Annotated in this window: 13 protein-coding genes; 12 read left to right on the forward strand and 1 reads right to left on the reverse strand. The window is 30.6% G+C overall.

The genetic code is table 11. The features are described from left to right. Both drmB and TL18_RS04595 read left to right on the forward strand, forming a co-directional pair. Entirely contained in the window at positions 1-1854 is a 1854-nt protein-coding gene (gene drmB, locus TL18_RS04590) for a DUF1998 domain-containing protein (RefSeq protein WP_067041998.1), read from the forward strand. A gap of 15 nt (positions 1855-1869) precedes the next feature. After that, a complete protein-coding gene (locus tag TL18_RS04595) occupies positions 1870-4479 on the forward strand; it encodes a hypothetical protein (RefSeq protein WP_067042000.1) in 2610 nt (869 codons plus the stop codon). Between the two features lie 30 nt (positions 4480-4509). Here TL18_RS04595 and TL18_RS04600 read toward each other — a convergent pair whose 3' ends face one another. Further along, positions 4510-5715, reverse strand: coding sequence for a restriction endonuclease (locus TL18_RS04600; protein WP_067042003.1), 1206 nt, complete (start codon positions 5713-5715; stop codon positions 4510-4512). Positions 5716-6080: 365 nt separating this feature from the next. Between TL18_RS04600 and TL18_RS04605 the strand changes: the two genes are divergently transcribed. From TL18_RS04605 to TL18_RS04650, 10 genes are all read left to right on the forward strand, one after another. Continuing rightward, positions 6081-9089, forward strand: a complete 3009-nt coding sequence (locus TL18_RS04605) for an ATP-dependent DNA helicase (protein WP_067042005.1) — start codon at positions 6081-6083, stop codon at positions 9087-9089. 9 nt (positions 9090-9098) lie between these two features. Next, complete coding sequence (locus TL18_RS04610; RefSeq protein ID WP_067042007.1) at positions 9099-9902, forward strand: AAA family ATPase; 804 nt, start codon at positions 9099-9101, stop codon at positions 9900-9902. A 4-nt stretch (positions 9903-9906) separates the two neighbouring features. Next, positions 9907-10728, forward strand: a complete 822-nt coding sequence (locus TL18_RS04615) for a hypothetical protein (RefSeq protein WP_067042009.1) — start codon at positions 9907-9909, stop codon at positions 10726-10728. A 176-nt stretch (positions 10729-10904) separates the two neighbouring features. After that, positions 10905-11459 carry a zinc ribbon domain-containing protein gene (locus TL18_RS04620; protein ID WP_067042018.1) on the forward strand — a complete coding sequence of 185 codons (555 nt, stop codon included), beginning with the start codon at positions 10905-10907 and terminating at the stop codon, positions 11457-11459. Between the two features lie 17 nt (positions 11460-11476). Further along, entirely contained in the window at positions 11477-12073 is a 597-nt protein-coding gene (locus TL18_RS04625; protein ID WP_067042023.1) for a hypothetical protein, read from the forward strand. A 20-nt stretch (positions 12074-12093) separates the two neighbouring features. Continuing rightward, on the forward strand, positions 12094-12519 hold the full coding sequence (locus tag TL18_RS04630; RefSeq protein WP_067042025.1) for a hypothetical protein: 426 nt from the start codon (positions 12094-12096) through the stop codon (positions 12517-12519). A 50-nt stretch (positions 12520-12569) separates the two neighbouring features. After that, the gene (locus TL18_RS04635; protein ID WP_156064601.1) at positions 12570-12962 is read left to right on the forward strand and encodes a hypothetical protein; all 393 of its coding nucleotides are present in this window, start codon (positions 12570-12572) and stop codon (positions 12960-12962) included. 24 nt (positions 12963-12986) lie between these two features. Further along, a complete protein-coding gene (locus TL18_RS04640; protein ID WP_067042037.1) occupies positions 12987-13421 on the forward strand; it encodes a hypothetical protein in 435 nt (144 codons plus the stop codon). A 323-nt stretch (positions 13422-13744) separates the two neighbouring features. After that, positions 13745-14572, forward strand: coding sequence for a tetratricopeptide repeat protein (locus TL18_RS10720; RefSeq protein WP_197031850.1), 828 nt, complete (start codon positions 13745-13747; stop codon positions 14570-14572). Between the two features lie 11 nt (positions 14573-14583). Continuing rightward, positions 14584-14982 carry a zinc ribbon domain-containing protein gene (locus tag TL18_RS04650; protein WP_067042039.1) on the forward strand — a complete coding sequence of 133 codons (399 nt, stop codon included), beginning with the start codon at positions 14584-14586 and terminating at the stop codon, positions 14980-14982. Positions 14983-15045 lie beyond the last annotated feature (63 nt).

The raw sequence follows: 15045 nt of genomic DNA on the forward strand, positions 1-15045 counted from the left end.
ATGGTTAGAGATATACAAGAAATTAGGGAATCACAATTTGTTTTAATGTATGGTCCAGGAGCTCTTATAGAAAGTAAAAATGGAACTAGATTAATTCCACAAATTAATCATTGTCTTGGTTCAGAAAGATATAATGATGATTTTTTAAGAAAAAATGAATTTGACAATGAAATTAGGTTGAGTAGTGTTATTAAGAGCATAACTGATGAGAGCAAAATTCATTTATTTTCAATGCCGTCTAATTCCAGTCAAAACTCTGAAAAAGGGAATGGGAGTTATAAAACATATGTTTTTCCTACATGGAAGATTTGTAATGATAAACATGATGGTATTGGAACTATATTATATAATTCTGTATTTTCAAAAAATAATCGGTGCCCAATATGTGGAGAAGACCCTTCTACCAATGTACGTTTTGTTTTAGCATGTTGTGATGGACATTTGGATGATATTCCATGGGATTATGCTGTCCATGGTTCTAATAATTCTTGTCGTCCAAAATATTATGAATGGATTGATAAGGGAGGTAGTTTTTCAGATATTGTGATTAAATGTCCAGTTTGTCATACAACCAAAACAATGGATGAAATTTATCTTAATGTTCCATTTAAATGCACAGGTAGATATCCAGAAAAACAAGGTCCTCTTGATAAACGTAAGGGAGTTAAGGTGAGTTTTGCTGATTTTACTGATGATTCTAAGAAAAGCGATTGTAATCATTATATGAAAATTGTTCAAAAACAATCAACATCCTTGAGAGTGCCTAATACTATTACGTTATTAAAAATGCCAAAATATGATGATCCAATTGTTAGATTATTTAATAATCCTGGTTTTAAGTTATTAAAGTCATTCATTTCCCAATCAAAAGATTTTGTTTCACTTTTAAATCTTTTACAGGATTTAGAAAAAGAAGATTTAAATACATTAACAGATTATCTTCTTGAAAAAAAATTTATCATAAAAAATAATGGTAAATATGTGAATAGTGATGATGAAAATATTAATCAACGTTTTCAAGAGTTTAAAAAATTAATTTTAGACATTATAAATGGTGTTGATTTTAAAGGAGCGTTAAACGAAGAGTTATATACATTAAACATGGATGAGATTTCTGAATCAAGCATGGTTAAACATTCTTTCATTAATTATGATTTAAAATGGTTGGATAATAAATTCCCTATTAAAATTTCCCCAATTTCCAAATTAAAAACAGTAACTGCACAGCTGTCTTACCGTAGAGAACCTTGGCTCGATTCTGATGATGATGAGCCGGGAAATATTAAAAATGAATATGTCTCTTCAGGTCATAAAAATGAGGATGGAGTTTGGTATCCTGCTTATGAAGGAGTGGGTGAAGGAATTTTCATTACTTCAGAGTATAATCCACTAAAATATCTGGATTTGGATAAAAATTTAATTGAGAAATGGGAAAATGTTATTGGACATATTGATGCAGGAGATAGGGAAGAAATTAAGGTTCCTTTATTTGTTTGGTGGCATACATTATCACATGCATTGATTAATAGTCTTTCGTTATCCTGTGGTTATAATTCAACTTCTTTAAAAGAAAGAATTTATATAAATGGCGATAATGCGGGTATTTTGATTTATAATACTTCTCCTGGAGAAGATAGTGGAATGGGAGGTTTAGTCGAAACAGTAAAATCTTTTGACATTGTTTTAAAAAATGCTATGAATGCATTATTGTTTTGTTCTAATGATCCATTATGCTATAATGAAGAAATAGGTAAAAATAAAGTTAATGGTGCAGCTTGTCATAATTGTTTACTTATTTCTGAGACTTCTTGTGAGCATAGAAATACATTATTGGATAGGCATTTATTTATTTAAGTTGTAGGTGTTTAAATGAGGAAATATTTTACTAATATTCAGTTTTGTCCAAATTGTTTTGATGTTGTTGATAATAGTCACTTAAAACATTTGGATATTAATGAAAATATTCTTAAATGTGACTCTTGTGGTTGTTATTTTAGAAATAAGATTTTAATTAATGATTCTAAAGGTAATTTTTTATTTCCTCAGTTTAGTGAGATTAAATTAAATAAAATTGAAAAATCATATGTTAATTGGGTATTGAATGATTTTGATGGTAAATATATTATTACCTGGCCTTGGAAGTCTGTAAAATTCATTCCAATTTTATTATCTCAATTTTTATTCAAAAATCCTGGTAGTAAAATAGTTATATTTACAAATCCAATTTATTTTCAAAACGATGAATTTAGCGATTCTAGTCTCCCAAATATATTAAATTCATTATATTCAATAAATAATCCTAAAGATAATAACAATGTTCCAATAATTGATGTAGATGATGTTTTTATCAAATCAAATCTCAATAACGCAAATTTAAATAAAAATTTTGTTGATTCAATTGATTTATGTTTTAATAATAAATTTGATTTAATTCCTTGCTTTTTTGATGTTGATTATTGTTTTATTCATTCAATTGATGATATTAATAAAGATATGGTGGATAATCAATTATTCTTTATTAATGAATCCATATTATCTTCGCATATTATTGATTTGATTGATGTAATATCTCCTGAGTTAATAATTGCTACAGATATTGATGCACTTTATGGGAAGAATAGATTTGGTAAGGGAAACAAAATATATGACTTATTTAAAATGGATTCTGACCTTTTGTTATTTTCTGTTGATTTAAATCAAAGAAATACTCATAATATTGGTCAAGAAAATTATTTTCTTAAAAATTGGAATATCGTTCCACATACTTGGGATTACTCTATAGTTCTTAATAAAATAAAAGATTTGAGCATGGATGAACATTCTTTTTGTTCATCATGTTTTTCAGATATTCAAAAAATCATACCTATATTTGATATTGAGTTTATTGAATGTGAAGTCTTATTAGATATTGAATCTACATTTGAAATATTTTATGAAATTTTTCCTCATGATAAAAAAATTATGGATTCTTTAAAAGATTTAATGAAGACTCCATTATATATAAAAGGTGCGCATAATGATTATAGGGTCTTGAATAGGAATGTTACTTTTGAATATCTTTTTAATTTAATTTATAATATTGATTTGGATAAGTGGGAATCATTAATGGGTATTTTTGATGAGGTATATGATTTCCATGGAACTGGAAAGAATCCAATTGCTGAATCATTGGTTGAATTAATAAAAAATAAAAATATTTCTCAGGATGAATTGGTTGTTATTGTTCATAAATATGATATTAAGGGAACAGAACGTATTTTAGAAGATTATTTGGGTGAGAATGATATTTTGGTCAGTAGTTGGTCAGATTTGGATGATGATATTAAAGATACTACAATTACTTATGCTATTTCTACTATATTTCCACAACCAAAATATAATGCTTTTTCTTCACAAATTGAAAAATTGGATATTATTTGCAGTCCAAATAACCATAAACGTTTTGAAGTATATAAAAAAAATAGATTTACTGCAAATGGTTTAAAACCTGTTTATTTATTATCTGAAGATGAAAAAGCTCCTTATTTACTTGAATATTGTTTGAGAGATGTTGAAGTTCCTCAAGAGTACTATGATGAATTAAATAAGATTCATGAGCTTGATTTTATTTATAATAGTTATAGTTTAATGTTTAAAAGGTTCAATTATTCAAAATTACGTAAGAATGATAACGCTATTTTAATTTTGAATAGTTATGGTCAAAGTATGTTTCTTAAGTTCAATACAATAATTTATATTCTTGATGAAGGGGGCAAACCTGTTGATTTTGAAATTGAATATAAAAATTATGGGGATTTAGTTAATAATAAAATTATGATTAATGAAGGGGGATATCATTCTATTGGCCATATTTTTTTCAAATTTGTCATTGAAAACGGGCAAGACATAATTTTGCATGAAGGTAAGTTTAAATGGCATGGATTTAAGAATCTAGTAGAAAATATGTTTGAATGGGTTGAAATTTTAAATAATATTGCTCATGATGAATTTAAACGGAGTTCAAAAGATCTTGATTCAATTAAACTAGATTTAGCAAAAGAATTAAGTGGTTTAGGGCTTACGGCTGAAAGAGAAAAGTATATAATGGATGTTTGGTTAGATGAACCACAACCTTTAGAAACAACTGAAGGTGTTATTAATATTTATGAAGCAGAACGTCCACACGGTAAAGATGATATTCCAAAAATCTATAAATGGGTTTCAAGTACATATTCTCAATTTGCACTTACTAATTTGGGAGCTAGTAAATGTTTTACTGCATCTAAATTGTTAAAGCGTATAAGAAAAAATTTTTTAAAAACTGAATCTTCAAAACTCGGTAAAGATCTTGATGATTTAAATTTAGAGTTTAAACAATTTTTAAATGAAGAAAAAGAATTATTTAATAAGTTTCAAATTGATTCAGTTGAAAAAGTTAAAATTAAACATGATGCTCCATCATTTGAGATAATTAATAATCCAGAGGATTATATTAAATAAACTTATTAAATAAGCATATAATGACTTAAATCATCTTTCATCATTTTGATCAATATTTCTTAGCCAAGTTTCAATATTATCGCTAGTAATGGAATTTATTCTAAGAATGGCTGCAATATCTGAAGCAGTAACAATCAAAATTGGATGTCCGTCTTCAATAACTTCACTATAAGCTTGGCTATTCACATAACTTGTAGTAACAAGTATTCCAAATTGACGATACTTTATTCTAGAAATCAATCTTGACATATTTCTTACATTAACACCAGTATTCGATGAATAACATTTCGCTTCAAGTGAACAATCAATAATTAGCGGATAATTGGCTTTTCCTCCAGTAAAAATTTGATATTTTCCGTAAGCATCTCTACCACCATCTCGCCAAGGGCGGGTTAGTTCAAAATTAATAAAATTTGAATCCATTTTACTTATTAAATCGCATGCACAAGCTTCAAAACCTTGAGGATTATCTTTGTAATGGTTTCTAATAATTTCTAGACATTTTTCTCCTTCACTATCACATTCTAATTGTTTTTGTTTTGAAGGTATATCTTGAATTCGTGGTGATTTAAGAGCGTGAATTCCATCTCTTCCTTTTTTAATATATTCTCTCCAGACATCAGGAGCATATTTTAAATTATTTTCATGGTTTTCTATTAAACTAACTAACCATTCTTGAGTTATTGGTTTTTCACCGGTGTCTAATATTGTAAAATAAGCTTCATAGTTTTGGAATCTTTTTCCATCCATTGTTCTCCAAAAAGCTACTAAATCACGATCGGGGGAGATGTTTTGGTTACCTGGTGCTGCTAAACCTAAAAATTGGACGTTTCTACCAGTTCCAGTTTTTTTAAAAACGAAAAATGGAGGAATGTCTTCTAAATTTTCTTTTGAATTTAATGTCTCAAATATACTTTCTAATAATTCATTTCCTTTTAGTTTTGTGTTGGTGATTTCTCTTCCAGGTTTTCTATTATCTCCAAAATATCTAAAGATTCCTGTTTCTTCATCAAGATAATCTGGCCATTCTAATTCAGACATTGTTGTGTATAATATTACATATGCTGGTTTGCTTCTGTCATCATCACGGTGTACTTTTCTAAATCCTCCCATATTTCCACATTTTGGAAATATTTTAGATAATGGATCATCAGCGAGATTCTTTTGATTTCCACCTTCATATATACAATCAATGATTAAATCGGCACCGTCCAATTCATTAAAGTTTATTTTCATAGTAATCTTACCTTATTAGAATATAATATTATAATAAAATTTATTGTAAATACCATAAATATTTTCTCAAAGCAATTTTACAAGGTCAGAGCAATTTTTGATATGAAATCAATTTAAAAGATATTCATAAAAATATTGAAATAAGCCATCAATTTCAAATTATCTTTAACAATATTACTTATGGCTTATCTCTATTCTAAACTTTATTTTAGAATAATAAAAAAATATCATTAATCATTCTTTTTTTCATCTGTTAATGTCGACTGTAAATGTTAGGTCAATTATGTTAAACTTTCAAAAAAGTAGCTATGATTAAATAATATATAAATAATTTTAACACAATATTGTTGTATAGAGGTATCATAATGGAATTCAACAAAAATCAGGAAGATGTAATCAATTTTGGAAAAGGAACTCTTTTAGTAGAAGCCGGCCCAGGCTCAGGCAAAACTACAGTCATTGTAAGCAGAATCATTCATCTAATCGAAAGCGGCGTCAACCCAGAGGAATTTCTAGTAATCACATTTACAAGAAAAGCCGCCGAAAACCTAAAAAACAAACTCAAAACCTCTCTTTCAGACGAAACCATTTCAAAAATGCAAATCTCCACTATCCATTCATTCTGCCTGGAATACCTCAAGACCAAAAACCAATTTTTAAATCTAATTGACGATGACTCCTCAGAAAAGAAGGCATTGTTCATTCAAAAATTCAAAGACAAATTAGGATTTACAAAGGAATACACTCTACTAGATTACCAAATCTCTTCAGTAATTAACAAATTTGGGGAGTACACATGTTTTAATGTCAACTCAAAAGAGCTAACAGATTACATTAAAGACACAAGACCAATTTCACAAAACTACATAGATTTCATCAGCTCCTTAAATCACTTTTCCAAAAAGAGAGTCGAAGATGAAGATTTAAAGGATGACTGGTATAATGCAAGATACCTGCAGATTGCAAAATCATACCCAATTTACCTCAAGCTTCTGGATGAATTTGACTATGTCGACTATGACACATTACAGCTTAAAACTCTAAAAGAACTCAAAAAGGATCCGGAAACTCCATACAACTGCATTCTAATTGACGAGTTTCAGGACACTGATCCATTGCAATTTAAAATCTTCGAAATATTAAGAAAAAACTCAGACTATTTCACTGCAGTCGGTGACGTTGACCAGCACATCTACGCCTTTAGAAGCTCCTACAGCGATTATTTTAAGGAATTATGTGAAAATGCACCTCATGAACTAATCAGTCTTAACACCAATTACCGTTCAACTGAAGATATAGTCGAATTGACTGAAGAGTTCATTGAAGAGTACAGAAAGGACTATTCCCAGAAGCACATGGTCAGCTACAATCTAGGATATACCAATCCTTCATTATTCATAAAAGTCGAATCACCGCAAGATGAGGCAAATCAGATTTTCAACACAATCCAGTACCTAAAACATAACAAAGATGTAAATTATGAAGACATTGCAGTACTTTACAGAAAGCATTACAACAAAACAATTCCGGAATTAATCAGACTGCTGGATGAAAACAGCATCAATTTCACCATACGCGGCCAGGCAGACTTGAAAGATCAGGTTGAAGTCAAATCTGTCATTCTTTTGCTGTGGTATATTACTAGAAGAACAGATAACTTGTATGTTTCTTCACAGGATGAATTAAAAGAGCTGAACCTTAAAGGATTCTGCACAGATGATGAGGAGGATACAATCTGGTCACTTGCAGATGAAACTAAACAGTACCTGACTGAGCTTCAGGATTCATACCATGATGAGCTTTTAAGAATTGAAAATCAAATCCGCCAAAAAGAAGGAAGAAACAAAGTTAGAGCAGTTCACAACATCAGAAAAAACGAAGACCAGGATACATTATATGAAATCTTCAATCAAGTTGAAAAGCCAGTAGTGGATTTATCCAAAATCAGCAATGATAAAGACAGAGAATTTTTCCAAAAATTAGAAGACTTAAGAGATAAAATACATTTGGAAGAATCACTGACATGTCTTGATGTATATTATGAATTGTTATCCTTAAGTGATTATTTCACCGATATTGATGAAAACACAACAAAAGTCAATAACCTAGCAGCATTGACCCAGACAATATACAACTATGAAGAAATCATATCACAAACGGATGTTAAAGGGTTATTTTACTTTTTAAATAGGATGATTGGTGATTACAGTTCATATTATTCCAATGAGGGCGGAGTGCAGCTGATGACAATCCATGCATCAAAGGGTCTTGAATTTCCGGTAACTATCGTTGCAACACTCCAGAAGGATAAGTTTCCAATGAAAATCAAAGATCCGAACCGTGAAAAGAATTACATTAACGGTAAAGAAACATTCTACACTCCTACAAGATTTTTAAAATATAAAGACATTCCAATCGATGATGAAGTCGAACTATCTATTGAAGAATATGACAATCGCCTGATTGAAGAGGAAAACAGGCTGGATGAAGCTGAAGAGGCACATATTCTTTATGTTGCAATGACACGTGCAGCCGATTTACTGATATTGTCATGCTGCGGAGAACTTCCTGATGAAATAAATAAAATCAAAGAATCCTTAAAACCATTAAATGAAGATGCATTGTCTGAAGTTATAATAAAAAAACACGCTCCAGTTCAGGAGGATGAAAAACTTAAACTGAACTATTCAAGCTATTCAACCTATAACCTATGCCCATTCATGTATAACCTGATTTACAACCTCGGATTTAGGGTTTCAAGCGAAAATGTAACAAATTTAGGAACGGTTTTCCACGAAATAATGGAAAAGGTCAATCTGAAACTGAAGGAAAATCACGAAGTCTCAGATGAGGAGCTGAATAAGATTACCGAAGAGGTTTTCACATCACTGTTTGATTTAGAGGAAAATGAAGACAAATTTGATGAGATTAGAAAATCAGTTCAGGATTATTACAATACATATTCAATAAACAGGGAAGTCCTGGAAACGGAGCTTCCATTTGAAATAGAGCGAGATAACTATATTCTAAATGGAGCAATCGACTTGATTTATAAGATTTCCGACACGGAAATCGGAATCCTGGACTATAAAAACGCAGAACATGACGTTAATAAAATTGCTCACTATGAAAAGCAGTTGTATATTTATGCATCAGCTTTAAAGGAACTTGCTGACTTTAAGGATTATGAAATTAATGAGGCAATAACTCATTTTGTAAAAACAGACTATCAGAATAAGGTTGAAGTTACAGATGAAAAAATAAATACTCAATTAGATAAATTAAATGATGTAGCTTTAAAAATTAATTCAGAAGAATTTCCTAAAAAAGAAAGTAATTTCTGCAAGTATTGTAAATTTAGTATAATTTGTTAAGGTGAATCCATGAAACTTAAAATAAATGATGTAGGTCCAATCAGCAATGCAGACATTGACATTTCCAAAATCAATGTGATTGGTGGTGTCAACTCAAGCGGCAAGTCAACAATATCCAAACTTTTATACTGCTATTTCAAATCGCAGAATGATGATGAATCTTTTGAGTATCTTATGGATAGTGAAGGTTTATCAGAAATTAATGATAATAACGTTACATTTGAAGGCAATTTAAGTCCTCAAGAGGTTTTCTACATTGACAACATCTCAATTTTAGATCTTAAAGATTTGGATATCTTAAGAGTTGACCACATTATCCACATCAAAGAAGCTTTAGAAGAACCTGATGAAACAATTGAATCTGAAAATATTGCCAAAATCCAGAATATCATTAATGATGATTGCTTAAAAACTACTTCGTCAGGAATCAAGGAAATAGGAATAATAGTGCTTCTCTTGAAAAACAATAGATTAAAGGAAAACTCTTTTTTAATCATTGACGAGCCGGAAGCCAGCCTTCATCCTGAGTGGCAAATCAAGTTTGCAGAAATCCTGGTTTTGCTTGTCAGAGATTTAAACATTCATATATATTTAAACTCCAACAGTTCGATGTTTATTGAGGCAATTTCTCTTTATGCACACTATTATGATTTACTTAACGAGACCAATTTTTATCTAACTCATAAAACTGCAAACGGTAAATTCAGCTTCAAGAAAATCTACCCTAAAAACATGGGCGAAGTTTACGAAAATCTCACAAAAGCTTATGATGAACTTGACAAAATAAAAGCAAAAATACTGTTTAAGGGGTAAGAAAATGCCATTAACAAAAGAGGAAGCTCAATTTGTTGAATTTCTTGGTTCTTTCCCGCAATTCTACAAAAAGGCCCATGAAATTGCCGAAAACTCAAAAGGCGTATCTATTCTTCCAATGGATAATGGGAAAAATGAGTTCAAGATGTATGCCTTAGATGATATTTGTCATTCATGCAGTATCTTTAAAGAAGGCAATTTGAGAATCACTCCAAAAACAACAGATGCTATATGGTATAAAAAGGAAGGCGATAACTTCTTCATTTTTCTCATTGAGTTTAAAGGAGATTTTTTATGCAAGACTTCAAGTAAATGCACACTTGTTGAAGTTGTAGATAATCTTAAAATCAAAAACGAAAAGTTAAATGATGAACTTGAACATGAACTGTTTCTGTTGGATAAAGTCCTATCCAAATATTCGGATAAAATGCTGAACGGTCTTGCGGCTAAACCCCTGGAAACAGTGATAATAGCTTTACCGTTAATATATGAAGAGTACTACCAGAAAAATAAAGATAATGTTGAGTTTTTAGATATTAGGGAATTTTTAAACAATTCAAGAATAGTCTACAGGGTAGTTTCAATATCTGATAAATATGAACCAAATCGTGAAAGGTCAAGAGGAAGATCCTACAGATGTTCCAATATGATTCCGTCAATATGCAAACGCCTGGCACATGAAAAACATGATAGGGAACTGGATGCATCATATGAATCAAGTCTTCAGACTCATCACAGAAGATATGAACGGGCAGGAATTGTCTATAGTGCGGGTTTTGTAGATAATATGGCGTTTAATAATTTCATTGAAAATTATTTGAAATGATTATTTTACTAATTTGAATGTAATTATGGTGAGATTACATTAAATAATTAATTGAACTTTTTTTAAATTAGTTTATATAGGTTTACATCTATTTATTAACAACTTTTATATAATATTTATTACTTAAATAAATATTAATTAATACTTATTTTTCTAGTAAGGAGGGGGAGTTATTATTGAATAGTTTAGAAGAATTAAAATCAGAAATTACATATGAAAATAAGACAATTTTTGGTGTTGTTGGCATTATAGTTGGATTTTTGTTCTGGGCAATTGGACATCCTGCCATAGGAATTGGGGATGTTTTGATATTGATTTTTCCTTGTATCTTTTTAATTATACCAAATCAAACAATAAAAAACAGCAAAGCTCTTGCAATAATTTCAATTGTGATTCTTTTACTGTTTCTCCTTGTTGGAATAAGTTCATTATTTATTACAGTTACTGATTATATGCCTAGTAGTTATATGTTTTATGATGGTTATGTTGAAACAATGCTATTAGCTGATATACTTCAATTAATTTTATGTATTTATGGTTTATTCTGCGCATTTTTATTAACAATACCGACTGAGCCTGAACAAGCTGTAATGAAATCTTTTAACAATAATACAATAAAAAATTCCGGAATAAAATATGATAAATATTGCAGTGAATGTGGACATGGATTAATAAATAATCCTAGATTCTGTCCAGGTTGTGGAACAAAATTAATTGATTTTGAAGAATAAATTAGAGGGTGTTTTTTATGAAAAATCAAAAAATAATAATCGGAGTATTAATTGCAGCAGCAATAATAGTTATTGCGGGTGCAGTAATGCTAATGGATATGAACAAAACAGAAATAATTATTCCTAATGAATATACTCTTGAGAGTAATGAATCTGGCGTCGAAACATATGTAAATAATCTTAGTAATGGTTATAAATTAGAAGTAAAAGAAGACTCAAATCCAAATGGAATTAAAAAAGAAGATATGTATGGAAGTATTATGAAATGTACCGTAAATGGCACAAATTATATTATAACATGTTATAATCCTGTTGATAAATCAAGAGAAGTAGCACCGCATCAAACACCATTGTATGATGTTTCAGATATTAAAGCACATCCTGGTGTAAAACCTGTTGAATGTGTTTATATACCTGAAGTAAACCAATACCCAGATATTATGGTTCACAGTAGTAATCCTTATGATTTAAAAACATTGAAAAATATGAATAAAACTGGTAATTTAAATGCTTCAAGTATCCAACAATATTTCCCACCTACATACACAGATGCTTGTAAACAAATTAAAGAACGTGATGAGGCATATGTTTTACAAAGATATTATGGAATATAAAAATAATGGAGATTTAAAAAATGAAATTTATTAATAAAATATGCATTGTATTAATTATATTAATTTTTACAATGGGATTTGTAGCATCAGCTAATGTCCATGATTTTAAGTATCCGGACAATTTTAAAAAAATGGATGATGGTGATGGTTATATTAATGATATGGGTCAGGGCATGATTGTTTATGAATATGATGAAGCTTCAAAACAACTTTTCCTAACAAATCATGGTCTTTACGCTTTTGAATACTACGAAAATAATTATTATGTTTTTTCAGATAATGAAAATAATTTATGTGGTCTTTTAGAAGTAGTTGACTATAAAGGAGATAAATACATTGTGATTTCAACAATTCTAATTGATAATCTTGAATCTGAAAGCGGATATATTCAGGATAATTTAGAAGATTTCAATAAACTAAATAATGTTAAACCATTAACTATTTAACTTATTAAAAAGGTGTGACAATGAAAAAAATAATTATTATATTCCTATGTATGCTAATTTTTTTAATTGGCAGTGTTTCAGCTGTAAACCCTGATGATTTTACTACCCCAGAAGGTTTTAAATCTATGGGTAAAGCTAATGATGGTAGTTATAACTTTCAAAACAATAACTCTCAAAACTTAAATATTTATAACTGGAATGGATTAAAAAACATTTGGTTTGGAAATTATGATATGCATACCTGTGAATATTATGACAATAATATTTATGTGTATACTGATGCGGGTTATTGTGGATACCAGGAGCTTATAGAAAAAGATGGCAATACATATTTGATTGTTTCATTTTTAAGAACCAATGATGTAAGTTCTGTTCCTACAGAATTATATGATAACCTTATTGAATTTAATAAACTTAACAAGGTAGAACCAACTCCTGTTTAGAGATTATATTAAAGGTGGTTTTAATTGAAAAAAATTTTAATAATTTTAATTTTATTTATTTTAACAATTGGTGCCGTTTCTGCAGTTAATATAAATGATTTTAAAATTCCTGATGGATTTATTCATTTAGAATACGAATTCAATCATGACCATAGTGAAGGCTTTATGAACGGTAAAGGCGAAGGGTTAATTATTTATGATTATTCAAAGGAATATAAAGATATATTTTTTGTGGATAATGATAATTATATATCTGATCCTTTTGAAAATAATATTTATACGTTCGTAGATGGAGAAACTGAGCTTTGTGGTTATATTGAATGTATTGAACATAATGGAAAACAATATGTTATTCAGACTACTTGCTCAATTGATGAAATAGATAATCATGGATATAATATTAGAGACAATTTATTAGAATTTAATAAAATTAATAATGTTAAACCAATTCCAGTTTAATATATTATTATATAAAATATTGAGTTGTAATGATGGATTTTTTATTTTTATCCGTCATCATTTTTTATTTTTGAATAAATAATTTATTTATTATTATCATTACCATTATTATGCTATTTATTAATTTAATAATCAAAAACTTATTTAGTGGGAATTTCAATTCTTTTTAATAGAAAAAAGACAATAGTGAAATCAATAAGTTTTTTATAGGATAAACACAACATATTATTAATTCAAGTAGGCTGGTGATAAAGATGGATGAGTGGAAAGTGGGAGATCCTGCAGACTGGGGAGACAGCATCGGCGTTCCGGACATCCCCTATATGGGATACATCGACGGAGATGATGAGGATGATGACTCACAGCCTCCAAGAAGACCAAAAAAGACACAAGCCCAAATCATTACCGACGAGGCATGGGAACTAAGGCAGCAGGGCAGATACTTGCAGGCATTTGAAACAATCAAGCGCGCTCTTGCAGCAGACGATACCGATTCTGAATGCTACAACGTCAGGGCAATCATCCACGAGGATTTGGGAAATTATGAGGATGCCCTGATATACTACAACAGGTCACTGGATATGCATCACTCACAGGTAGTTGTCAACAACAAGGCAAGGCTCCTTGAAAAGATTGCCAAATGCGAAAGGCAACACAGCCTCGACAAGGCCATCAAATACATAAATCAGGCTCTGAAGATTACTGATGACGATGAGGACCGCAAAGGATTTCTCATAACCAAAGGCGATATCCTGGAGTCCATGGGAAAGGAAAAGGAAGGATACATCTGCTATCTACTTGCAGCAAAACTCTACGATAAGGTGGAAATGGTCGAAAATCAAACAAAACTATTGGAAAACACCGATGACAACCTAATCTGCATTGCGGGAACCGGGTTCTACCATGACCACAAGCTTTTGAACGACGGTGAAATAGTGGATCTCATCAGGGAGCCGGATAATGTTAATGACCCCGATGCAATCAGGGTTGATATAGGCGGCAAAACTGCAGGATATGTTGCCAACTCAGCCAACACATTGACAGGCAAGGCCAAAAGCGCAAGCGAAATCAAGGACATTATTAAAGACAACCAGAAGGCAAGGATAATGTTCACATACATTGACAAATATGTCATAGCAAAGCTCATGTAGGAGGTTTTATTATGAAATGCCCACATTGCGGAGAGGAATTTGAATATGAATGGGGAAGTAACATATGCCCATATTGCTCAGCCACTTTTTATGAGGATGACATCACCTATGAATGCCCGTTCTGCGGCGAGGAACTGGATATTGAGAACCGGTTCTATGAATGTCCCGAATGCGGCTCGGATACGGGCGAAGGAGTCTTCTATTGCGAGTACTGCGAATCCTACATTGACTGGGAAGGCAACGAATGGGAATGCGAGGACTGTCCAAATGAGGAAAACATCATTGTTGAAACTGTTGAGGAAAGGGAAAGCCCACGCTGCCCGGAATGCGGTGCCGAAATGGATGACGACGGATACTGCGACGTGTGCGGATGGCCGAACAACCAGGGATGGATTGGCGAGAACTATTAATCAGGGGTTTACCTAAACCCTTCTTTTTTTGAATATTTTTATCACAATCAATGAATCCTTCAA

The organism is Methanobrevibacter sp. YE315 (assembly GCF_001548675.1).
Taxonomy (GTDB): domain Archaea; phylum Methanobacteriota; class Methanobacteria; order Methanobacteriales; family Methanobacteriaceae; genus Methanocatella.